Here is a 24911-nt window from a genome sequence, read left to right on the forward strand (position 1 = left end):
GAAAATTATTTAGAAAAACAAAAAAGAGAAAAAGCTAACAAAAATTAATGATTTGTATTCATTATTTTTTGTTAGCTTGATGGCTATGGAACCTGTCCCCACGTCCCCCGCACCTATGGTGACAGATTCGCTATCATCGTTGACAAATAGTCACCACTTTTGTTACCTTTATAGAAACTAGTTATGGTGGTAGGAGGAATTGAGTGTTTTGGAGGATTATAATCACGAGAGTTTGCGTTCATTTTTACAGAAACAGATGGAAGTAAAACATTTATCGATACGAAAACTTAGTAACTTATCTGGCATTGATCATGCATCGATATCTAAGATGATGAATGGAAAGAGAAAAGCGAATCTACAACATCTGGAGAAATTAGCTGCTGGTCTGGATATAGATTTATCTGAATTAATGAAGGCTGCTGGTTATCCGATAGAACAAAAAAAAGAGGAAAATTCAGATTTACATATTGCTTTAGACAATATCGAAAAACTCATAGAGTCCTCCGAAGTTTATACAGGAAACTTTTCTCTGGAACAAATGGAAAAAGAATTAGCAAACTATCAAATTTATAGTCAAACGGAAGAAGGTAAGCAGGTTGTATTAGAAAACTTCCAATCGAAACTTAGCAAACTTGGTGGTGGGATTGGCCCTTATATACAAAAGTTACAGTGGATGTACGGACAATTCACTGAGAATAAAGGGAAGAAATACCAGCTCGCCTTAATGGGAGGAGCACTCCTGTATTTTATTGTAACGACTGATTTGCTGCCGGATTATCTTTTTCCTGTTGGATTTTTAGACGATGCCTTGGTTCTACAAACCGTCTTGCAACAGTTAGAAAGTAAAAAATAAGAAAGGTTCATCCCTTATCACTATGCATAAAAAAGAACATCAAGTAGATCATCTTCTTTTGCTATTGGTATTTAGTTTATGTATTTTCAGCTTGTTTGCTGTCTATAGTGGGTCCGGTCAATATGCACAAGACCAACCGTTTTATTTTGCCATTCGCCAATTCATTTGGTATTTCATCGGCTTCATCATCATGATTGTCATAGCTACATTTGATTATGAATTGCTGAAGAAATGGGCATTTCCGTTCTATATAGCGGGGATTTTTGCCCTGCTCACGGTTCATTTTTTTGGTACCATCAAAAATGGTTCCCAACGCTGGATTCATCTAGGAATAATAGAGATTCAGCCATCAGAATTTATGAAGATATTTCTCATCCTCTATTTATCCTATTTATTAAGTAAGGAAGGCAATACGAAATTATCATTTAAGAAAAGCATCCCCATTACACTTAAAGTGATTGGTTTCTCCTTGATTCCTTTTCTTTTTATACTAGTTCAACCCGACTTAGGGTCTGCCCTTGTTATAGTTGGAGTTGCTGCTTCTTTAATGATCGTATCCAGCATTTCAACCAAAATGATGGCTATATTTGCTACTGGAATAACAGGGCTAATTGGGTTTCTTATTTATTTATTTCAATATCAGCACGACTTGTTTACCAAAATTCTACAACCACATCAGTTGTCTCGAATCTATGGGTGGTTGAACCCAAGCCAATACTCCTCCGATTATGGATATCAGCTCCAGCAGGCTAAAATGGGGATAGGATCTGGCCAGCTAACTGGAAATGGTTTAGGCCAAGGTGTCCAAGTACAGAGTGGAAAAGTACCAGAAGCACATACCGATTTTATTTTTGCGGTCATTGGAGAAGAATTTGGATTTATCGGAACCAGCCTACTGATTTTCATCTACTTTCTACTAATCTATCGGATTATTCAAATTTCATTTCAGGCCAACGACTTATTCGGTGTATACATCTGTATCGGAACAGTTGGTTTAATTGGAATTCAAGTTTTTCAAAATATCGGAATGACCATCGGCTTAACTCCTATTACCGGTTTAGCGCTGCCCTTCATTAGTTACGGCGGAAGTGCATTATTAACTAATTTTATTGCATTAGGATTGGTATTAAGCGTTCAATTACGTTCTAAAAAATATATATTTAGTGAAAATATTATCTAAGTGGAAAGGAATCCGACCAATGAAATCCCTAATAGCTAAAAAGATCAAACAATTTGACTATACCCTACTATTCGTCATAGTATTTCTCGCTGTGTTTGGAATTATGATGGTATATAGCAGTAGCTATACCATCGCTTATGTTGATTATGGCATTCCTAATTATTTCTATAGGAGACAGCTGCAATGGTTATTCATTGGTCTTTTCTTTTTTGTATTGGCAGCATTTTTTCCTTATCGAGTATATAGTAAATTAAGTCCCTTACTGGTAATGGCTTCCATTCTATTATTGATTCTTGTTCTTATTCCAGGAATAGGAAGCGAACGAAATTATTCGCAGCGTTGGATTGAGTTAGGCCCTCTTGCGTTCCAGCCAACCGAAGTGATTAAACTATTTATGATTATTTATTTCGCTTCGTTTTATGCTAAAAGACAGCAAACCATTTCCCACTTTAAGGATGGGGTTTTGCCTCCGATGCTAATTTTAGCAATTATTTTCCTGTTAATTTTAAAACAACCTGATCTTGGTTCCGCGGCCTCTATTTTGTTTGTATGCGCCATTATCGTCATCTGTTCTGGAGTAAAAATGAAACATCTATTTATGCTCGGATGTGTTGGTCTAGTAGGATTACTATTTTTTGCTTATTCCTCCCCCTACCGTGTCGAACGAATTACTTCCTTTGTCGATCCATTTGCCGACCCTTTTGGGGATGGGTATCAGTTAATTAATGGGTATATCGCAATTGGAACCGGTGGCATGTGGGGAACGGGCCTTGGTAACGGCGTTCAAAAATTGGGATTTTTGCCTGAAGCACACACAGATTTTATTATGGCAATTATTATTGAGGAACTGGGAATGATTGGATTGATCATTGTGATATGCTCCTATATGTTTATTATGTTTCGCGGCGTCCGTATTGCTAGAGGTTGTAAGGATATGTTTGCCAAATTACTCGCTATTGGGATTACATTTCAGATAATGACCCAAGTAGTAATTAATTTAGGTGCAGTATCAGGACTCCTACCAATCACCGGCATAACCCTACCCTTAATCAGTTACGGAGGATCATCCCTCGTAATAACCATGGTATCACTAGGCATCTTACTCAACCTTTCCACTAGGGACACGGGGACAGGTTAGTTGTCCCCCCCACCTTTTCCTATCAGCCACCCCTCCATTTCAAGCTCCGGGACGAGGAACCTGTCCCTCCGTCCCACTCACTTCCATTCCATTCCTGTTCTTTTGATGTTTATGTTATATGTTACTTTAATGTCCATTTCTTTGTAGGTTTCGGTCCATTTATCATTGGTCTTGATTTCTTCATTCCAATAGTTTTTATGCTTTGCTCGAATTCTTGCTCCTAAGCCAAATACGTCTGATCCATCTTCTTGTAAATTTTTAACAAATTCATCACCTAACTTTTTCGCTTTCTCTTCCGCCTCTTGTTCAATTTTCCTAACGGTATTTTGGTTTAAGTTTTCTGTCTTTGTTTCTTCTTCAATAATGCTATCAATAGTTATATCGATGGATGCACGTGGTTCTCCATTTTTTAATTCGGTCATGATTTTGGAGTCCCTTTCAGTCGCTTTAATCATATAGATACCTTCTTCTTCCGGTAATTTGACTGCATAACTATATCCACCTTGGTTCTCACCCATAACCGACATATAAACACCAATCTCAATTGGAGAGAACTTTCCGACCATCCTATCTCCCTTAAAATAGTTCATACCATCAACAAGGATACGGTCTTTATCTTCTACCTTAATGGATGGAATCATTGGATCAATCCCAATATCAGCTAAATCAATCCAAAACTTTCCTAAATACTCCCTTGGAAGTTTTCCTTGACGAACAGCATTGTCTAACGTATTGGATAAATACAAGGAAGGTACACTTTCAACGGGTGGTGCAGCTTCTAATACTTCTTTGGCATCTCCGCCGTTTATAACCATCCATGAAGTTCTTCTCACTTCAGGATTGCGCCTTAGGAAATCATTTATTTCCGTTACTCCTTTCTCGGCTATTTCTTCAGAGATTACGATGATTTGAACGTGTCCGAGATATAATTTCTCAGCTAATTGTTGTTGTAAATTGGCCATGGCATCTTTGATGGTATGGCCAACCGTTTCTAGTACCCAGGCATTTTTCTTAGAACCTTCCCCACCCCCACCTTCTGGACCCAATTTAATCTTACCAGGTAAAGAAATTTGTGCGGTTAATTTGATATAGTCGTCCTCTTCTCTATCTGGAAACTCTCCATTCTTGTGTGTAACTGAAGGCTCTTTTTCCATATCTTCCTCCGTTGCCACGTCAATAGCAAGTCCTAATAAATTCGCTCTTTCTTCTAATTCATATCTATCCCAACATCCTGACAGCACAAGTAATATACCAAACAGCAAAGGAATCCTTTTCATACAGATCCCCCTTTTTTCTTCCTTATAATAGATATACAAAGAAGGAAAAATGGATAAACCAATAAAGGAACTACCCCATAGCTAGAAAACATCCGAATATAATCATACAAGGTATAGATATCTCGAGGAAATATAGCAATACCATATATAATTGGAGCAGTAATCAGTGATACTACCCGATAGTGGTGGAATCGAAAAATCCCACAAACCCCTCTAACAACAAGGAAATAGTAAGAAAGCAAAGTTGTAAAAACACCATATACCCATGAAACCAACAAAACAGCATCGATTCTGGACAAAACCTCTCCTGGAATGGTAATCATTCTCCCTAAATTTAATAGCGGCCAGTACATTTTCTTGATTTCATTTTCCCCAAATACAGCAACTGTCATGGTTGTCATGAATATAACGATAAATCCTGCTATCCAAAATCCCCCTACTGCTCCCTTCCATGATTTCTTCGGATATTTCATAAATGGAATTACCATCGCAATAACTACGAAATTGCCAATCGCTTGTGTAACAGCAAGGGCTCCATTCATAAATCCTCCCCAAGTTGGATCATTCCCTAAGATCGGTGTCATGTGATAGATTTCAATATCTCGAAATGCAGGAGCAACCACGATAATAATCGGGATAAGGATAAGTGGCACATAAAAAAAATGAATGGAAGCAAACGTGTCTACTCGTTGGAAGCTAGTGGTTGCAAATAACAAAATCATAGCGATTATTGAAATATGCATCGGTGTATTGGGCAAAATAGACCCTTGAACTGCTTCGGCAAATTGTCTCGTTTCTAAGCCAGTCAAAGCCAAAAATACAATTACAATCAAAAAGCTACATAATCTACCTATTGGCTTTCCCAAGATGCTTTCGTTATATCCCACTAACGTATCCTTTGTGAACCTTCTTCCTATTAACACATACCCCATCAATCCAATAAAGGCGATAAAAATCCCCACCAAACTGGCAAAAGGAGCGGCGTTTCCCGCACCCCTTACTGTAAAATGGGTGAGACCTAACATGGATACCCCTAACATCGTACTAATGATAATAAAAGCAAGTTGAAGGTTGGTCACCTTATCACTAGGCTTATTCATCATTCTCCCCCTTCCTCTTGAAAGGGTTAGTCGGGCCACTTTCCACACCGCTTTCTACACGTACTTTATCTTTCGGTTGAAGTTCAGCTGGTCTCTCGGTAAGCCAACGAAGAGGAGCACGAATTAATGAATCCTTAAAACCTTGTTTATTCCAAGGAGAAACTGGACTCAGATAAGGAACCCCAAACGATCGTAAAGAAATCATATGATTGATAATGAACATGAGGCCTACCGCTAGTCCTAGTAACCCTATAAATCCAGAAAGAATGATTAAGGGAAACTTCAGTAACCGAAAGGCAATTGCTGCATTATATGAAGGTGTCGCAAAGGATCCAATCGTAGATAATGCAATAATCACCACGGTAATTGGACTCACAAACCCTGCTGACACAGCTGCTTCCCCAATGACAAGGACGCCTACGATGGATAGTGCGCCACCAACTTGTTGGGGCATCCGGATGGTTGCTTCTCGCAGTATTTCCATTGCCACTTCCATCAATAGGACCTCTACCACAACAGGAAACGGAACACCTGCCCTTCCACTAGATGCTGCGACGACAAATTGAGCAGGTATCATTTCCGGATGAAAAGAAACGATTGTTATGTATAAGGAGGAAAAGGTTAGCGAAAAAATCAATGATAAAAAACGAATGACACGGATAATACTCATGATAATCGTTCTTCCCGCATAATCTTCACTCGTTTGATAGAACTGATTAAATACCGCTGGAACAATTAATGCAAAGGGAGACCCATCCACTAAAATTATCACTCTCCCTTCCAATATATTCCCAACCGCTTTATCAGGACGTTCGGTATTTTGAACCTGTGGAAAGGGGGAACGTGGGTTATCTTGAATAAACTGTTCGATATAACCAGCATCTAAGATACGGTCAATAGAAATATCTTGAATCCTTTTGATTACTTCTTCTAACAATGCATCACTTACTACATTATCCAAATAACAGACAGATACTTTTGTTTTAGTCTTCTCTCCCACCTCAAAGGGCTCCACACGAAATTCAGGCACAGGAAGCCGATAACGCAATAAGGATATATTGGACTCCATTTGCTCAATAAACCCATCCCGCGGCCCACGAACAACTCTTTCTGTTTCCGGTTGCTCAATACTTCTTTTTTCTGTTTTCAGGGTATCCAACAACAGATATTGGCTCTCTCCATCCAAGAGGATAACAGTCTTTCCATGCAATAATCCGTCTAGTAGACTGCTTAAATCCTGCTTCTTTTCCCCATCCGCAAAATACAGATAATCATTCAACAGAGATTGAAGTAAATCTTTTTTTGTACTATTGGCTGATTCTTCGTTATTACTACTTCTCTTTTCTTGTAACGGTTGAATAATATCTCGATTGATTTTCTCCTTGTCCACTAAACTGCTAATAAAGAGGGAAGTAGCAGGTATATTATTAAATAAATGGAAAGAACGGGTGGAAAAGTCAGCATCATTTTTAAAAACTTTCTTAACTGTTTGTACGTTTTCATCTAAGCTTGTCGTTAAACGAGTTTCTTGAGAAGTATCTAACATACTACTGGAAGGCTCCTTGTTCCTCTTATTCCCCTTCCACTTACTTTTCCAGAAATTCATCTTATCTCTCCATTTTTGTCATAAAAAATTGTACAACCCTAGTATGCAACTTGGTATTATGATTTATACTTTTTTGGGGGACATGGGGATGGGGGACATGGGGACAGGTGAGTTGTCCCAGTCTATTCTTGAGGTGGTGGGACGCGGGGACAGGTTCCTCGTCCCCCAGTCAGTTCTTGAATTGTTGAGTAACTTGCAACTAATATAGAAGATAAAGTAAAAAGTGCAGCACTGTATTTTTATCAGAGTGCTGCACTTTTTTCCATGCTTTTATTATTATATCCTCACTATGGTCATACATTTGTTAACTTCTCTTGTATATGACACTGTGTTAAAAAGAAACACAGTTTTGGGACAAGGAACCTGTCCCCGTGTCCCCCTACTTCTTCAACTCCAACGGAACTTTAATTAGTTCTTCTACACCTTCTCCATTTAGTACTTTTTCAACTGCCGAGACGGCTTCTTGTCCCATTAGGTCTGGTTGTTGGGCAATGGTGGCTGTTAGTTCGCCGGCTTCTACTGATGCGATTGCATCCTCCACACCGTCAAAACCGATGACCATAATATCTTTTCCGACGGCTTTGATTGCTTCCATTGCTCCTAGGGCCATTTCATCATTATGAGCAAAGACAGCTTGAATGTCGCCGTTTCCTTGTAACGTATTTTCCATAACGGTTAATCCTTTGGTCCGATCAAAGTCTGCTGGTTGACTTGCCACAATTTCCAGCTGTTCATCGGCAATATTATGGAATCCTTCTCCACGTTCTCTTGTAGCAGAGGCACCAGCAATTCCTTCAATTTCCACTACCTTCGCCCCTTCACCAACTTTTTCTACAATAAAGTTGGCTGCCATTTCTCCACCTGACACGTTGTCGGAAGTAATGAGTGTTTCTACTTCTCCTTTATCTGCGGAACGGTCAATGGTAAGAACTGGTATCTCTGCATTATTTGCTGATTGTACAGCGGAAGAAACTGCTGCAGAATCTGTTGGGTTAACTAATAGAATATCAACACCTTGTTGAATTAAATCTTCAATCCCACTAATCTCTGTTGCCGCATCATCTTGGGCATTAACGACGATAATTTCATATCCTTTTGCTTCCGCATCCTCTACAATCGCGTCACGAAGCGAAACAAAGAATGGGTTATTTAAAGTAGAAATACTTAATCCGATTTTTATATTTCCATCATCAGCAGAATCATTATTAACAAATGGACTTTCCATGGAACACGCTGTTAAAAAGACCAACATCAACGTAAGTGCTACCGTTAGTATTTTTTTCATTTTTTTCACCTCTTTATGATCTCTTTCTGTCTAATAATACGGCAATCAAGATGACGACACCTTTAACGACTTGTTGATAGAAAGATGAGATCCCGAGCAAGTTCATCGCATTATTTAAAATTCCGATAATCAGCACCCCGATAAACGTACCAGCAATTCGTCCTTTCCCACCTGCAAGGCTTGTCCCACCAATAACAACAGCGGCTATAGCATCCATTTCGTATGCCTGACCTGCAGTTGGCTGAGCAGAATTCAAACGAGAAGTAAGAATCATACCAGCTAAACCTGCCATCATCCCACTAATCGAGTAAATCATTATTTTTACTCGGTCAACTTTAATACCAGAAACAAGTGCTGCTTTTTCATTACCACCGAGGGCATAGGTTTTGCGACCAAATGCCATTTTATGAAGCATAAAAGCTAAAACAATAAACGCTAAAATCATCGTAACTGCTGGAACAGGTATTCCTAGAAAATATCCTTTACCGAATAATTGGAACGCATAGGAATCTCCAAGCCCAGTAATTGGCTTACCGCCTGTATACACAAGGGTTAGGCCACGATAAATGGTCATCGTAGCAAGTGTGACAATAAACGGTGCCATTTTTCCTTTAGCAATAAGGACACCATTAAGTGCTCCGAATACAGCACCGAGCAAGGTACCAATAACAATGGCTAGAATCGGGTCAACCCCGGCTACCATCATCCCTGCAGAAAGCGCGCTGGTTAGAGCAAGAATCGAACCAACGGATAAATCAATTCCACCAGTTAAAATAACAAAAGTCATCCCAAAGGCGATTAACCCATTGATAGATATTTGCCTCAGTAGATTCATAATGTTGGCAGGATCAATAAAAGATGGATTTAATATAGTAACAACTACAATAAGACCAAACAGCGCCAATAATGGAACCAATTTACTCCAGATCGTTGTTAGCTTTGATGTTTTCATGTTAATTACCCCCTGTAGCAAACGTCATAATTTTTTCTTGCGTTGCTTCTTTTCTAGCTAATTCACCAGAGATTTTCCCTTCATGAATAACAAGTATTCGGTCGCTCATTCCTAATACTTCTGGAAGATCAGAGGAAACCATGATAATGGCAATTCCACGATCCGTTAGCTCATTCATCAAATGATAAATCTCACGTTTCGCTCCAACGTCAATTCCTCTTGTTGGTTCATCCATAATTAAAACCTTAGGAGCAGTACCTACCCATTTCGCAATCACGACCTTTTGCTGGTTCCCTCCAGATAGGTTCACAGCTTGTGTTTCCTGTGACTCCGTTTTTACTTTGAGACGTTCAATCATCATTTTCACAAATTGTTTCTCATCATTTCCTTTAACGACTCCATTGGGAGAAAAACTCTCTAAATTGGTTAGGCCAATATTTTCACGAATGGAAAAATCAAGAACAAGCCCTTCCTCTTTTCTATCCTCAGTAATAAATGCTAATCCCTGTTTGGCAGCACTGGCCGGGGTTTTTATGGAAATGGCCTTTCCGTCAATTTTTATTTCCCCCTGATCAAAGGAATCAATTCCGAAGATGGACCGCATGATTTCGGTTCGTCCTGCGCCCATCAAGCCAGAGATGCCTAATATCTCCCCTTTTCTAATGGAAAAACTAATATCTGCAAATACATCTTCTTTCGTCAGACCATTCACTTCCATAATGGTTTCACCATATGTTGGATTTCGTTCCGGATACCTGTCTTCTAATTCACGACCAACCATTTGTTTCACAATCTCATCAAAAGAAGTTTCCTTGATATAAGAAGTAGCAACCGATACACCGTCACGCATAACGGTAATTCGATCACAGATTTCAAAAATTTCTTCCATCCGGTGTGAAATGTAAACTAGTGAAACCCCACCGGATGTAAGCTCTTTCATTATCTGGAAAAGCATTTCTATTTCTCTATCGGTTAATGCAGAGGTTGGTTCATCCATAATAATTACTTCAGCATCCAGCATGAGCGCTTTGGCTATCTCAATCATTTGCTGCTCTCCAACCGAACATTCTCCAGCCTCTTTATTTAATGGAATCGAAATATTCATCCGTTTGAAAATAGCCTCCGCTTGCTTTTTCATTTCCTTTTCCTTTAATACACCGAGGGCATTTCGTTTCTCTCTTCCGATAAACAAATTTTCCAAAACGGTCATCTGTGGCCAAATATTTAGCTCCTGCCGAATAAAGGCAAGCCCTGCTTCTTCCGCTTCCTTTGCATTTGTAAATGCCGTTTCCTTTCCGTCAATCGTAATCTTGCCTTGATTCTGTGGAAAAAGCCCGGTTAATATATTCATTAAGGTTGACTTCCCTGCACCATTTTCTCCCATTAATGCATGGGTTTCTCCTGGCTCTAGTGTGAAATCAACTCCTTGTAAAACTTTATTGGCACCAAAGGCCTTGTGAATATTTTCCATTACTATCCGCATCGTGATCACCCCTTTTTATTAAAAAAAGACACCTGACTGTAAAATACAATTAGAATAGGCAGTCGTTTCACCTGTTCGAATAATGGCTTTAGCATTTCTAGTCAATTTTTTGAATTCCTCGTGTGTGACATATTGTCTTTCCTGATCAAAGAATGTCGTTATAAATTCATGTTGACTTGGATTTGCATCCTTTATTTCAGATGCGATTGTCACTTTTTCTATAACCATGTCATCCGCTACCGCTCGAACCACTTCTTGAAAAGATGGCATACCTGGTGTCAGTGCCAAATCTATTTTTACGACGCCTTCTGGAACTGGTAGACCCGCATCTCCAATAACCACGGTATCTGTATGACCTAAATCTGCTAAAACCTTTGCTATCTCACTATTTAAAATCCCTAATCTTTTCATTCCTTTCAACTTCCTTCCACTTCATCTCTTGATGGCATACCACCCTGTGCTCCAAACTTCGTAATTGAAATCGATGCAGCGCGATTAGCAAATCGGATTGCTTCGTCTATTTTCCTTCCTTCTGCAACCGCAACTGCAAAAGCAGCATTAAACGTATCACCTGCACCGGTGGTATCAACAGGCTCCACAACATAAGATGGAACCACTTCTTCTTTCGTCCCATTAAAATAGCGAACACCATTTTTTCCCTCTGTAATCAATAATTTATTGGGAAAACGAGCGAGTACTTCTGAACGTTCCTCTTCCCCGAACATAACTGCAAACTCATGCTCATTCGGTGTCAGATACGTTGCAGACTCAATCACGTTATTACTAATTTTCCGTGCTGGAGCAGGGTTCAGTAACCACTTTTTGTGAAACTTCCGGCAAAAATTTGCAAGATATTCAATGGTCTCCTCTGGGGTCTCTTGTTGAACCATGATGATATCGGCTTCTTTGAGGTCCGAAACAGCCTTTTCCAAATAACTTGGTGTGACGACATCATTGGCACCTTTAACGACAATAATGCTGTTATCGCCTTCCGCCAGTGTGATGTGAGCTGTACCTGATGGAATTTGTGGAACGGGTTCCACATACGTTACAGAGACACCATTTTTCTTTAAATTATCGAGGATTTCTTTTCCAAATGCATCCTCTCCAACTCGACCAATCATAGAAACATTCGCACCAAGCCTTGCCGCCGCAACTGCCTGATTGGCACCTTTTCCTCCTGGAACCGTCTGAAATGATTCGCCAATAAGCGTTTCCCCAGCCTTTGGCCTTCTATCTGCTGTAACGACTAAATCCATGGAGGCACTTCCTACCACTACCACTTTCACCATCTTATTCTCCTACCTTTCTTGTGGACTGTCTTTCGATAAATTGAACGGGTAACTGACAATGTAAATCATCTAAGACTTGTTGATTTATTTTTTTAAGCAATATCTCCGCAGCCTTCTCCCCCATCTCGTAGGCAGGCTGACGTATAGTAGATAACCCAGGATAAACTAATTCACTTATAGAGATATCATCAAAACCGATAATTTGAACGTCTTCCGGAACCTTTCGTCCGGTGCGTTGTGCTTCATTCATCATGGCAACGGCAACAATATCATTACAAGCTAGGATTCCATCCGTGTTTGGATAAAATTCAAATAACGAGCTTGCCGATTTGCTAGCGCCTTCAAATGAAAGCTTGGAGTCAAATACATGGACCTTTACCCCTGCTTGCCTTAGTACTTGAAACGATGATACAAAACGCTGATAGACAGGCCTGACCTCTATTGGTCCTCTGATAATCGTAATTTCCTTACTTCCGCGTTCTAACATTTTCTCCGCAGCCAACCTGCCCCCTTCGAACTGATCTGCATAGACAGCAGGCAATTCTTCCACCGTTCTGTCCAGCAAAACAATTGGTACATTTAAGTCAGAAAGCATGTCACTGTGGGGTTCATTAATAGAAGCAACGATACCGACGACATTGTGCTGCGCAAACGTATCCAAGTAGTCGATTTCCTGTTCAAGCTGCTCATCACTATTTCCAATAATTAAACGGTAGCCATGTTCACGAAGATAATCCTCCACTCCCCTAGCCAACGCTGGGAAAAACGGGTTGGTTATATCCGGAAGTATTAAACCAATCAATTTAGACTTTTGTTTATAAAGGGATCGAGCTACTTCATTAGGCCTATAATTTAATTTTTGAATAGCATCTAACACAGCTTTCCTTGTATCCTCATGCGCATATCCACTATTATTCAACACCCGCGATACCGTTGCAGCTGAAACACCAGCCTCTTTCGCAACATCTCGAATCGTAGTCGCCATCTCATTCAACCTCCTACCTGGAACCGGTTACACACATCATAACATAAACACTTTTTATTTGTCGAGAAGGAAATTAACTGACGGGGAGGGGGACACGGGGACAGGTTAGTTGTCCCCCTCTACAAAAAAAAAGGAAGTAGCATAGCAGCACTTTTATATGCTCTACACTCACTCCCACATTTGTAACCTATAAAACTCAACATCTATCTTCTTTCGGGACAAGGCACCTGTCCCTCTGTCCCCCTTATCCGAGACAAGGCCCCCTTACTCAACTCCAAATATCTCATGCGCTTTATCTAGGTCTTCTTCAAAATAATATGCAAAGTTTTGGTCAAAATAGGTAGGATCCAGTTCTGTTAAGTGTTGAACTTCGATCTTATTTTCTAGAACATGCTGATGTAATTTATACATGGAAGCTAGGTTATTCCATACATTTATCACAGAACCATCATTTAAATGAATACGATAATTCGCAATAACCTTCAATGGTTTCAAATTGTTTGCATTGTCTACCACTACTTTTTCTTCGTGTTTAATTTCCGTAGAAACATAATCTACTTCTTCCCATTTTGCTGTATTATGGAGAAAGACACGATGCTTCACAATTTTTTCTTCATCTACCGCATGAAACCATAGAGATGAGATAACAAACATAACAACAGATAAGATTAATAAGACAGGAATAATCTTTTTCCCTGCATCAGCAAGCGGGACATACTTTTTAAATGCAAAAAGTAGAATAATTGCTACTGCTAGGTATTTTGTCCAGTGGAGAATAGGAGTCACAAACGAAATATATGTATGAGATTGAAAAACAACATAATGAATTCCCCGTATTACCCATTCTGTGGCTAAATAAACTATTCCAATAGAAACAATCAATAAAAATAACTTCTTCACCATAACGAATCCACCCTCTCCCCAAATTGCAATGTTACTAGATTACGTTGTTCTTAGAATTTCTATAAGTATATCTATCATCAATAAATTATGCAAAAAGAGTGCTTCGCTTGAACAAACGAAACACTCTTTTCATGAATGAAGATCTATTTACTCTCCCACTGGCGCAAAGGAGTCAGCAGATCCCCAACTACTAATCGTTTCAATCGTATTGATAGGAACGATTTCGCCATCTCGGATTTCAAACACTCTCCATGAGTTCCCAACTTGATCTACCGGAACATTAAAGGTAGCAAGCAGCGTGTCTTCACGGTAAATTTGTACACGTGCATCTGAATTGGATAAATCTAGTTGATTATTTTCATTGAGATAACGTCCTGTATAATTGTGAATCGCGTACGTATAGGTTCCCATTTGCATTTTATTAATAACCGTTACGGTTTCCGGACCATACGAAGAGACATCATCACGATCTAAGTTCACATCATTGCCATCATCTCTATACACTTTATCAGAGTAGTAAATGTGGAATCGACCACCATCGATTTTTGGACCAGTTAAATGAGAATCCAAATCACGAGGAGATTCTCCCCAAGTTAGGACGATTCTTAAATTTTCATCAATGACACCATCAGGTGAAATGGTACCATTTTGGTTTCCTCTTACTTCTCCCCCAATAGACAAGATATTCGCCTGAGCTGGAATATACCCCTCTTTATTCAATGCCATCGTATAGTTTCCACCAGGTAACTCTACTTCATAACCTCCATTGTCATTTGTAGTCAGAGTTTCAACAACTTCACCAGTAGTGTTGTTTTTCCCTTTTCTAATTTCAATGGTAAGCTCTGCGACACCATTTCCGGTTAATGCATTGACAATTTGGCCTGCTACTGTCCCAGTGCCCGCATATTCATCTCCAACTAATTGAAGCTCTGAGTCATAAGTAGTTGTATCAGACGAAGTGATTTCGACTTGGGATGAATCCGTAACATAGCCAGTATGGGATACTTCCACCTTGTACATTCCCGGAGTTAGATTCGTTTCATAGGTACCGTCTTCTGCTGTATGAACAGAGGATACTTCACGATCATCTCGATAAACTTTCACGGTTGCCTCTGAGAGTGGCGTGTCTTCTACTGCGTCTACTACTTTTCCAACAAGTTTTCCTTTTTCTCTCTCATCCACAATTTTGACGGTTAAGGTATCCGTTATTTCGGAATCCCCTGTGTCATATATACCTTTTACTTCGATAACATCTCCATCTTGTGCTGATTCAGAAGCAACGATATCCACTCGGGTTGGATTTTTCTCCACTCGAATCGTATCATCGGAAACGTCAAATCGAAGTTTATCATCATTATTAATTGGAGCTTGCTGGATATTATCCCTTGCTGTTACGTTAACAGATGTTGTTTCACCAGGGCTCATCTCTAGTTCTGACGGATTGATGTTAATGGAACTTACACAGTTTCCGAATTTCTTGCTAGCAAATACTTTGGAAAAATCAATACTTCCACTTGACTCCCAATCGAACACTGGTGCTCTTAAATTCAATTTACCATCGAAGGAACCAGCAAGTGTAATACATTGAAATAGTCCTTCTGGTCCTAAAATAGATGTCGTTGCATTTCCACTAACACTTCCGGTCGCAGCCGCACCTGCAAGATCAATCCCTAATGCTTGTGCTAATACAGACATTCTTACACCAGCTGATACACCACCGGATCCATTTATATCAGACGTATTAAAGAATGGCTCGAAGTTTTCCTCTGGATACGTTCTCATGCCAGAGCCTCTTTCATAAGCTAAACCAATGTTTTCACGCATACCATAAGATATTTTTACACTAACTTTTCCATTGACGGAAGTTACCAAGTCAAATGGAACAGAAACGGCAAGACCTGGGATTTGCGTTGGAGCAATAAACTTCCCTAATGGTACTTCTTTTTTCTTGGTTACACTTGTAGCGACTTCTGCATTTACTCGTTGCTCACCTTGGAAATTAAAATCAAATTCCTCTACTGGATTTAAGCCTAGTCTCCAATCAATATCTCCAGTAACTTGTCCGCTTAAATCAACGGAACCTTTTAAGGAGAATTCCTCATTTTTATAAAGATCACCCAGGTTTAGAGTAACCTTTCCGCCAAGAGACATTGCTTGGTCTGTAATAGATGTATAGCGTGGACTAAAATGCTCTAGGCCAGCTGTAGGATCCTCAGCAATGCTAACTCCTTCTGCTGGAACAAAATTATCAGAGGTCATGTCCGCTTCCAGATCACCGATAATTTCTTTAAAAATGTCTTCTAATTCTGGTTGAGTCAGGTTCAATGTAACCGTACCATCTGTCACCTGAACGGATGTAACTTGAAAGGCAATCCCAGCTGGATAGTCTTCCCACTCAGGAACAACAATTAAGTCATCTGCTTGGATATCCACCGATTCGCTTAACGTTGCTTGCGATAAGTCAGAAGAAATCTCCGTTATTTTTGATGCTTCTTCATCCGATAGATAAATTGCACTTGGTTGTAAGGAGGAACGATTATCCCCATTTACTAATTTTTTACCAAGTTGAATTTCACCTTCTTGGTTGGTAAGTTCCATTTCATTTAAATCGTTTGCTTTCAATTGTGCCTCTAAGCCATTTCCTTTTACATCATAAGTGACATTCTCCACTAAACGAACAACAAAATATCCTTCATCATCCGTTTGCACCACTTCTTCCACTAACTCATCCTCGATTTTTGCAGTAAAGGTCAGCTCATCATTTTCCATCAGGTTTCCATTAGAATCAAAGGCTGTTCCTGTTACAGGTACTTCTACTTGACCATCTTGAATCGTTGCTGTAATAGTGGTTTCTAAGTTATAGCTTTGTTCGCCAATGGTTAGTTGATGTGTCTCTGTGAATGTTTGTACATTACTTTCTTCCGCATGGGCCACTGAAACGGAAGAAAAGATGATAAGTATTGGCAAAAGAAAAGTAAGATATTTTAGTAGTTTCTTTTTACGCATAAAGATAAATGCCAGTACACCAGCAACAACAGAAACAACTAAAATAACAATATATTTAACTATTGATGAATAATCACCTGTTTGAGGAGCGGTTAGTTCATCATTAGAACTGGATGTATTGGTACCAGCACTGTTATCACTACTGTCCGTCTTTTCACCAGCAACTTGATTACTGCTTTCTTCCATATTTTCTTTTAATTTAGTCTTAATTGTTAACTCTGTTGACTCTCCACGTTCTAGACTGTCAACATCCCAAATAACTTGTCCATCATCCACTTTCATATCTTGATCCATTACTTCTAATTCATCTGGTAAACTCGTTCGAATATCCAGCTCTTCTGCATAATAACGATTGGATGAATTGGTAATCGTTATTGTGGATGTAATTTCATCTGTAGATTCATAGGCTTCTTTATCCGTTGTAAAATCGATATCTATTATACTATTATCTTCAGCACTAGATACACTTGCCATACCAAATAAGGCAAGGACAACTATGACGATTCCCACCCAAATTTTCTTAAAATCCATCTTCTCAATCCCCTTCTATTAATCTTGCATGAACAATAACCCTTTCATCAATATCGTGGCTTGTACACGTTGCTAGGGTTAAAATTTTATCTTCTTTCGTTACTTCTTCTCTAGAAAAAATTACGTTTGACTTATCTTTTAGACCCTGAAGAAAAGGAAGATAACTATTGTTTGTGGAGTCAAAATCAACTTGCATCCAATCTGTCTCTTTTGTCACATATCCGGAAAAAACTTCCCACTGATAAGTTTCTCCCTGGAATTCTAGATTAATAGTGTTGTCATCTGAGAAATCCGCATCCAGCACGTTCGATAGGCTGCCAAACATGCTATCATCCTTCATATTGTGACCATAAATAATCGTATGAGAGTCCAAACGATCAGTGGAATTCCTGTAATCCATAAATATTGCCCCTACTTTATCCTCTTCCTGATGAAAGTTTCGGGTTAAATAATAATCATTATCCACTGCTTGAACTACCGGATATTGAATTTCCGTCCCATCTACTTCAATCCAACCAACGAAATCTTCGTTTATTCTCTTCAATTCTTCATTAGGATCTCCTTCGTTCTGATGATAAATAGTTTCAATCTCTTCGTATTTCTTTTCAGAAACACGGTATTCGTTTATGTAAGTAATAATATAGTAAGAAGAATATATGATACCGACGATGCTAATGATAAGAACCAAACGCAATAGACCGACCTTTATTATTCATCCCCCCCTAATCTAGTCAAAATCGACCACACACTAATTGGAAAATTTAGTAAATATGGCACATTCGACATTATACCCCGGTTCACAATCTTTTTCAACAAGACCCAGGGGGACACGGGGACAGGTTCCTCGTCCCAATCAAGTGACTGAATATTTCGCCAAATTAAAAAATCATAGCAGCCTCAGAGTGCTGGACAAGGGAACCAGTCCCCTTGTCCCTCTTATAAATCTTTACTTTCTAATTCATCTGTTTCTTCTAAGGTATGAACACCTAGTTTTCCATCTTTATTGGTAACGAGGAAGGTTGATTCAAAGGATTTGTATTTACCAGAGTTGTCTTCATAAAAGATATTATATTCTTCATTCGTGGTTACACGATAGCCATCTTCTACTTTTTCAAAATCAACGACATCTACAGAAATAAATTCCTCTGTTATCCCCTTTTCCTCCAGATAACCCAAATAATCCTTATGTTCTGGATAGGAATTCCCTTCTAAATCAAGGACAGATTCACTAACAGAAATATCTCGTTCATTGATGGACTCCACCATTGTAGTGAAATAAGTATCCATAAAGCTTGCCATTTCATCCTGACTCACCTCGTTGTCACTAGGCTCATAATCCTCCCCCAACACAACTAAATCAGTTGAAACTCCTAAATCAACTGGCGATTCTAAATCATCATACCAGCCAGATTCCTTATGATAAACTTTCCACGTATCATCCTTATAAATAAATTGATAACGATACATATCTGTATAGCTATCATCATAATCACCATCACTATTCCTATAGTTAGAACCTGATTTATAATCTTGCTCGATTAAGGCGGATAGATAATACTGATCATCGATAAAGTCAACAGTTAAAGTATTTTCTCCTAATTTCATAGAAGACACTTGCTGATAGTAGATATAATCCTCCAGATATTCATGCACATCTAAATCGTTCTCTATGGATTCATATAGATCATCTGATACATAGTCTAATGAAGAAAAGTCATTTTCCTCCCAGCCGGTCATATAGGAATCTGTATAATCCTGCAAGGACTTCTTCAAATCTTCCTGTAATCCTTCATTAAGGTTAAACGATAAAGAAATAACGGAGTCTTCCATTGACTGTTCACTAGTCGTCATCGTACCCCAGGGAAAATCAACCTCAGCAGAAACATTCATGGAACCATCTAGTAATACAGGGCCAAGCTCTTCCCCACTGAAGAGATCAAAATCCACTTCCTCGCCATTTAACAGAACGCGATTTTCCAACTCGGCTTGGAAAGGAATATCAAATGTAATATAGGACGCATCAAGGTAAAGATCGACATCTTTCCCGGAATGAGTTAACGTTACTTGTTCTTCAGTTGATAACTCTACTAAATCTGTTTGCACCTCTGCTTTAAACTCGTATATACCTGGGAGAAATGGACCATTCTCAGCATGATACTCAGTAGAATCAGAAGTAGTTAGTTCTTCTTCCCCATTAAATAGAGTAGCGCCATCTACATTTGTATGTAGTGTTGCATAAATCGGCTCCACCGCTAGTTCATAGGTTTCATAGAATAAAAATCCCTCTCCTCTTTCAATACTAATGAAGTTACTACCACTGTCATCTTGAGAACCACTAACTAGCTGAGACATTTTTCCATCGATACGATTCATTTGTGTACGCAAAAATTTCGTGATTGCGGTTGCTTCGCTAGGATTCTCTTTTAAATAGAGTAAGAAACCTTCAACATCTTCTTCCTCTATTTCATCATTCGTTCCAGAAAAAGATAATATTTTTGCTAGTTTATCAGCATCTTGCTCTGATACAGCTTCTTCATATTTCGCAACCAAACGATCCACAGAAGTAAAATGGGCACCCACAAAATATAAACCAATGAAAAGAATGGCAACAGCTGCCCCGATAATCGTTAATCGTTTTTGCTTTTTGGTCATCGGTTGTTTTTTCTTTGGTACTTGAGGACTCACTTTTTTTCCAGATGCTACTTCCACTTTTGGACTCGCTGCCTTGGAATCAACAGGATGTCCACACTGGACGCAAAATTGCTGATCACTATTCTTTATTTCGTGGCCACATTCTTTACAGTACTTCATATTATCCTCCTTTAAAGCAATTCTCTTCGCTTGTTAAGATATAGCCTTTTCCTTGTTGAAATACTTTCCTCCAATATAAGTCAGCACACTAATATAAATGAAAGTTGTTATAAATGTACGGACAGCAGAAAAGCCTACATTAATAGTTACATTTTCGCTTATGCCAAAACTCGTCATAGCTTCCATCGTTAGGCTGGTATTTACAGTAATAAATGTAAATATAATGGCAAAGACTGCACCAAAAATCAATGAAGAATTTTTTATATGAATACGAGTAAACTGCCTACCAATCCAAATAAATAAGGCAGCCATTAAAAACATTAGTAAATATATATAAATCTTTCCATCGTTGAAATCAAAGGTAGTATATACCTCTGCAAAATTACCCGATATGCCGAAAATTGATAATTGCATATCTTGATTGATACCTTCTATGTAACTGCTCAACTGAAAACCATTAAACATGGCTACATTTAATAAATAAACACCCATTTGGATGAATATAGGAGCTTTTTCCAAAAACGAAAAATTCGCTAATTCGTAAGATGCATTCACATTTGAAGTTAGGAATAAATATCCAATTATCGTAGAGATTAAAACACTTCCTAGAATTATGAAAGTCGTTTTCTGTATATACTCAATAATAGTCACTGGCTGTGAAAGCTTCATAGCATCTTTTTGATAGATACCCAAGAGGCTAAAAATAAATCCTAGGATTAATCCATTAACTAGTGATTGTATAAAGGAAAACGAGTGAGTATATTCCATTGATATATCCATTACGGTAGATTCAATTATTATAGATGTCCCTGCTATAAAACTCATAATCCCTATAAATAAACTATAAATAATTCCAATATAAATGGAGATTTGCAAGTACTGTTTTGCAAGTAAATTTGGATTAGTAGTTTTCACATACAGGCCAGAAAGAAATAACCCTAAGATTGGGATAAGAGCCAATAGAAAGATACCTAGTTCTAAGGAAAAATTAATTTGCCCAACTTCTATTTCCTCAATACCTTTTAAATTTACCTTCTGCCCCACTAAATTACTCAACATCATCATATTGGTCATTTTAAATGGATTTATTTCTTTTGCTATGTTTTCTATTTCCACATTACTAGTAAATTCTTCACCTGCTAGGTCATTTTCTAGGTCCATTAAAAATTCATGATACATTTCAGTCGGTGAATCCATATAATAGGATTCCGATGCAGCTGTTTCTAGATGCCCCATCAAATTGTCTTGTATAAAATTACCGACCATAAAACTGCTGATAAAAACGACAAAAATGGCAATAGCTGCTCCTATTCCTGCTGTTTTGAAGAGTTGTCTATTTTCCATATTATGTATGTCGAAAAAATCTCTTACAAACTTTTTAAGGTTTCCTGATTCTACCAAATTTGATTTTTTCTCAGGCATTATTGCTTCATGTTGTTTCGATTCAGCCACCTGTCCCATCTGGAGACCACAATACCCACAGTATCTCGACCCTTTACTATTCTCTTTACCACATTGAGTGCAAGTGTTATTTTCCCCTTCATGATGAGTGCTATTTTCAGATATTGTTTGTAGTGGATAACCATCTTGAATACAGTACAAAGCAGAATCCTTATTTTCTGTCCCGCATTTCTGACAACGTTTCACCTTTCAACCTCTTTTCTTCCTGATTGCTATTCCTTCTCTATAGGCCATCTCCAAATTCATGAGAAAGCCTATTTGATTAAAACATCATTTCTATGTAATTAATAATTTTTGACAACTGATTTTCAACAAAGATATAGGTCACTAGAAGAGCAACAGCTGATGTAGCTAAACTTATATAAACACGTTGATTCGTTGCGTTTTTAATATTTTCAAAAACAAGCAATGCAGGTAATAAAATGGTACAAAAAATGAAATTAATGAGTGCAATAGAAATCGTAAATGTTATAGAACCCGACAATCCGGTAACAATAGACAGAACACTTAAAACAACAAATGGAGCAAGTAACCCACCGTATTGTGCAATTAATTCCTTCCATGAAACGGAAGCTTTAGCTACTTTTACAGCAACAAGCATTGTTACATATCCTAATCCCAAAAAGAATAAACCTGTCAGGAAGAATGGGAAAACCGTGTCCAAAAATGGAATTTTACCAAACTGTTGATCAAATAAAGCTGTATCGATACCAATAAAAGAAAATAGAAATGTTGTGATAATCTGGGTAAACTCCCCTAACATACTGTCCATTTGCAACATGATCTGTTCAAAAATAGATTGAATTAAGAAATAAAATCCTAATGCAAGTCCGACGACATAAATTCCCATGTTAATTAAACCATTGGCAAAAAATGTTTCATTTAAATGTAATGCTTTAGTAGGATTTTTTAGTAAATCTAAGATATAAGAACCATAATTGCCTAAAGCATTCTTAACATTATCTGTTGTTTGCTGAGACGGAGCAGTTGTCGCAGCAGCTTGTGAGTTCTCATGAATTTCAGATGGCGCTTGCTGAGCTCCTTGATTTTCTACTTTCTGTAAAGAACTTCCACAAACTTCGCAGAATTTCCCTGAATCTTGTTGATGTTGGCAACTTGTGCATTGTAGCATAGTTATAATTCTCCTTTAATAAAAAAGTAAAATATTCCGATAAAAATATTGCCAATAGAGTTAAGTCTATTAAACAATTAGTAAACAAAGGAATTACTACATGGTTTTCCTTTATATTTATTTGCATTTGGAAAGAACTTTTACCTTGTGTACGAACCAAATACCTGCAATTCCCCCCCTTTTTATTAAGCCTTTATAACCATGATATAATACCCATGTTTAACCATTATAGCAAAAGGTTGGAATTTTTGAAGACATTTCCTAAAAATTGTGGTCTATAATCCGTCAATGGAAATATGTAATTCTTTTCAGCTATCTTAGGAATCTTACTTATTCAATAAAAAAAGAACCTATCCTAAACCTAAACTAAGTAAAAGAAGGTTACCTTTGATTTATCTATTTAACATTCCTAAACTCCGTTAAGTTAGACGGTTCAGAAACCTTACCACAAATATTATTTTCTAGAGTACCCTTAATGTTTTAAAAAGACCAGTATGCAAGAAGAACTGCTATATATCCCTTCTTACAATATACTCATAGATTCCTTCTGGTGTTGAGAGGAGAGAACTGCACTCGGTCCATTCATTTACCTCCATTGTCTCGTCTTCCTTTAAAATCATCTCTAATTCACAGCCTGATTCGTCATCATAGAATCTTGCACTGTTTTCCGATATTACCTCAAAAGAGCCAGTAATTAAATAATTGTCCTCTTCAGTTCTAATCGCAATTTCCATATATGGCGGCCGAGACAATATGAAGCCTTGGTCTCCTTCATCATTATTTATTCGGTCCCAGTCTCCACCAAACGGGACCATTTCATCTGTAAACTCAGGAAATTCCTCTTCATTATTTTCAATATGGTCGTCATTCATTGCATCGTCCTCTTCAGTTTCCTCTTTAACCTCGTTATACTTGTTACTCAGTTCATAATTAGCTGAACCGTCAATCACATTCCAAACTTCATAAAAGTCGTTTCCATTTAAGAAAACAAGGTACTTATTCCCTTCATATTCGGTTTCTTCTATGAATTTACCTTTAAACGCTTCCTTTATGTCATCAACAGTCAAATGAAGGGCTTCATCTTCAGGTGAGACAGCTTCTTTTTCGTTTAATTTCCACGTATCCCCATCTAGTTGAAAGGTCCACACATTCATTATTCCGCCTTGCTCTGCCATTCCTTCCTTTTCAAGAGACATAAATTTTGCTTGAATTTGATCTTCAGATTGATCAACGATTTCCAGTCTACCACTAATAGATTCGTATAATGTCAGATTCCAGTCACATTGACAAAAGTAAGCACGAGTGTATATTTCAGCCCATTCATCTAAGAAATTATCTGTCATTATTTCAGACAATGACTCTCTGACAGTAGAGACAGCAGCTTGAAATTCCTCACCAGTATCATCACGGTCAAAAGTCCAATCCTGCTGGTACCATTCCTGGGAATGCTTTTCTTGTAGTTGTGACCTTATGGCTTCATTATCTTCTTTATGTTTATCTATAATTTGTTGCACTTCTGTTATACTTAAATCATCTTTTGTTTCTTCTGGTTCAGCATCTTCCACTATAATCTCTTTCGTATCCTTTGATTGGTTTTCTTCTACTCTGGCATCTTCAGTGTCATTACATGCGGAAAGTAGGATAAGTAATCCAATAAATAATAAAAAAAACTTTTTCATGTTTAGCGCTCCTTCTCCCCTTTCAGTATCTGGAGTGCATTTATAAAATACTGCACGCACTCTACCCAGTTGGCTTCCAACCTCGAAAGATCGAAATTGTATCTTTTTCAATATCTAAGTCGGTCCTGTTCTTCTTCAAACCGAGTAGGCGTCGCCATTACTGACCACGCCTCTCACAGAGCTCACACGTGCGGACCTTCGCATGTGGCTCTTCCCATATATCCCTTTTAGAGATAA

At 38.2% G+C, this 24911-nt stretch carries 19 protein-coding genes; 3 read left to right on the forward strand and 16 right to left on the reverse strand.

Annotated features, from left to right (window positions below; all coding sequences use genetic code 11):
• Positions 1-208: 208 nt before the first annotated feature.
• The 3 genes from D8M06_RS18710 to ftsW are packed head-to-tail and all read left to right on the forward strand — an operon-like array spanning position 209 to position 3171.
• On the forward strand, positions 209-853 hold the full coding sequence (locus tag D8M06_RS18710; RefSeq protein WP_241558998.1) for a DUF1232 domain-containing protein: 645 nt from the start codon (positions 209-211) through the stop codon (positions 851-853).
• A 22-nt stretch (positions 854-875) separates the two neighbouring features.
• On the forward strand, positions 876-2033 hold the full coding sequence (rodA, locus tag D8M06_RS18715; RefSeq protein WP_121206106.1) for a rod shape-determining protein RodA: 1158 nt from the start codon (positions 876-878) through the stop codon (positions 2031-2033).
• A 19-nt stretch (positions 2034-2052) separates the two neighbouring features.
• Positions 2053-3171, forward strand: coding sequence for a putative lipid II flippase FtsW (gene ftsW / locus D8M06_RS18720; protein ID WP_121206107.1), 1119 nt, complete (start codon positions 2053-2055; stop codon positions 3169-3171).
• Between the two features lie 77 nt (positions 3172-3248).
• Here the strand turns inward: ftsW and D8M06_RS18725 are convergent, their stop codons facing one another.
• The 16 genes from D8M06_RS18725 to D8M06_RS18800 form a co-directional block, all read right to left on the reverse strand.
• A complete protein-coding gene (locus tag D8M06_RS18725; protein WP_121206108.1) occupies positions 3249-4448 on the reverse strand; it encodes a Ger(x)C family spore germination protein in 1200 nt (399 codons plus the stop codon).
• A complete protein-coding gene (locus tag D8M06_RS18730; protein ID WP_121206109.1) occupies positions 4445-5548 on the reverse strand; it encodes a GerAB/ArcD/ProY family transporter in 1104 nt (367 codons plus the stop codon). Before D8M06_RS18730 ends, D8M06_RS18725 begins: the two co-directional genes overlap by 4 nt.
• The gene (locus tag D8M06_RS18735) at positions 5541-7094 is read right to left on the reverse strand and encodes a spore germination protein (protein ID WP_241558999.1); all 1554 of its coding nucleotides are present in this window, start codon (positions 7092-7094) and stop codon (positions 5541-5543) included. Before D8M06_RS18735 ends, D8M06_RS18730 begins: the two co-directional genes overlap by 8 nt.
• 439 nt (positions 7095-7533) lie before the next feature.
• The gene (rbsB, locus tag D8M06_RS18740; RefSeq protein WP_121206111.1) at positions 7534-8439 is read right to left on the reverse strand and encodes a ribose ABC transporter substrate-binding protein RbsB; all 906 of its coding nucleotides are present in this window, start codon (positions 8437-8439) and stop codon (positions 7534-7536) included.
• A gap of 13 nt (positions 8440-8452) precedes the next feature.
• Entirely contained in the window at positions 8453-9391 is a 939-nt protein-coding gene (locus D8M06_RS18745) for an ABC transporter permease (RefSeq protein WP_121206112.1), read from the reverse strand.
• A 1-nt stretch (position 9392) separates the two neighbouring features.
• The gene (locus D8M06_RS18750; protein WP_121206113.1) at positions 9393-10874 is read right to left on the reverse strand and encodes a sugar ABC transporter ATP-binding protein; all 1482 of its coding nucleotides are present in this window, start codon (positions 10872-10874) and stop codon (positions 9393-9395) included.
• An 18-nt stretch (positions 10875-10892) separates the two neighbouring features.
• Positions 10893-11285 carry a D-ribose pyranase gene (gene rbsD, locus D8M06_RS18755; RefSeq protein ID WP_121206124.1) on the reverse strand — a complete coding sequence of 131 codons (393 nt, stop codon included), beginning with the start codon at positions 11283-11285 and terminating at the stop codon, positions 10893-10895.
• 5 nt (positions 11286-11290) lie between these two features.
• Complete coding sequence (gene rbsK / locus D8M06_RS18760; RefSeq protein WP_121206114.1) at positions 11291-12166, reverse strand: ribokinase; 876 nt, start codon at positions 12164-12166, stop codon at positions 11291-11293.
• 1 nt (position 12167) lies between these two features.
• Positions 12168-13151, reverse strand: coding sequence for a LacI family DNA-binding transcriptional regulator (locus D8M06_RS18765; protein ID WP_121206115.1), 984 nt, complete (start codon positions 13149-13151; stop codon positions 12168-12170).
• A gap of 264 nt (positions 13152-13415) precedes the next feature.
• Complete coding sequence (locus D8M06_RS18770; protein WP_121206116.1) at positions 13416-14054, reverse strand: hypothetical protein; 639 nt, start codon at positions 14052-14054, stop codon at positions 13416-13418.
• 147 nt (positions 14055-14201) lie between these two features.
• Positions 14202-17591, reverse strand: a complete 3390-nt coding sequence (locus tag D8M06_RS18775; RefSeq protein WP_121206117.1) for a carboxypeptidase regulatory-like domain-containing protein — start codon at positions 17589-17591, stop codon at positions 14202-14204.
• Positions 17592-17595: 4 nt separating this feature from the next.
• Positions 17596-18279, reverse strand: a complete 684-nt coding sequence (srtB, locus tag D8M06_RS18780; protein ID WP_158591831.1) for a class B sortase — start codon at positions 18277-18279, stop codon at positions 17596-17598.
• Between the two features lie 248 nt (positions 18280-18527).
• Entirely contained in the window at positions 18528-20402 is a 1875-nt protein-coding gene (locus D8M06_RS18785; RefSeq protein ID WP_121206119.1) for a zinc ribbon domain-containing protein, read from the reverse strand.
• Between the two features lie 33 nt (positions 20403-20435).
• Positions 20436-22049 (reverse strand): zinc ribbon domain-containing protein, encoded by a 1614-nt coding sequence (locus D8M06_RS18790; RefSeq protein WP_121206120.1) that lies wholly within the window; start codon positions 22047-22049, stop codon positions 20436-20438.
• Positions 22050-22125: 76 nt separating this feature from the next.
• Complete coding sequence (locus tag D8M06_RS18795; protein ID WP_121206121.1) at positions 22126-22995, reverse strand: hypothetical protein; 870 nt, start codon at positions 22993-22995, stop codon at positions 22126-22128.
• A 509-nt stretch (positions 22996-23504) separates the two neighbouring features.
• On the reverse strand, positions 23505-24674 hold the full coding sequence (locus D8M06_RS18800; protein ID WP_121206122.1) for a hypothetical protein: 1170 nt from the start codon (positions 24672-24674) through the stop codon (positions 23505-23507).
• Positions 24675-24911: the final 237 nt, after the last annotated feature.

The sequence above is a fragment of the Oceanobacillus halophilus genome (assembly GCF_003628505.1).
Lineage (GTDB): Bacteria > Bacillota > Bacilli > Bacillales > Amphibacillaceae > Oceanobacillus > Oceanobacillus halophilus.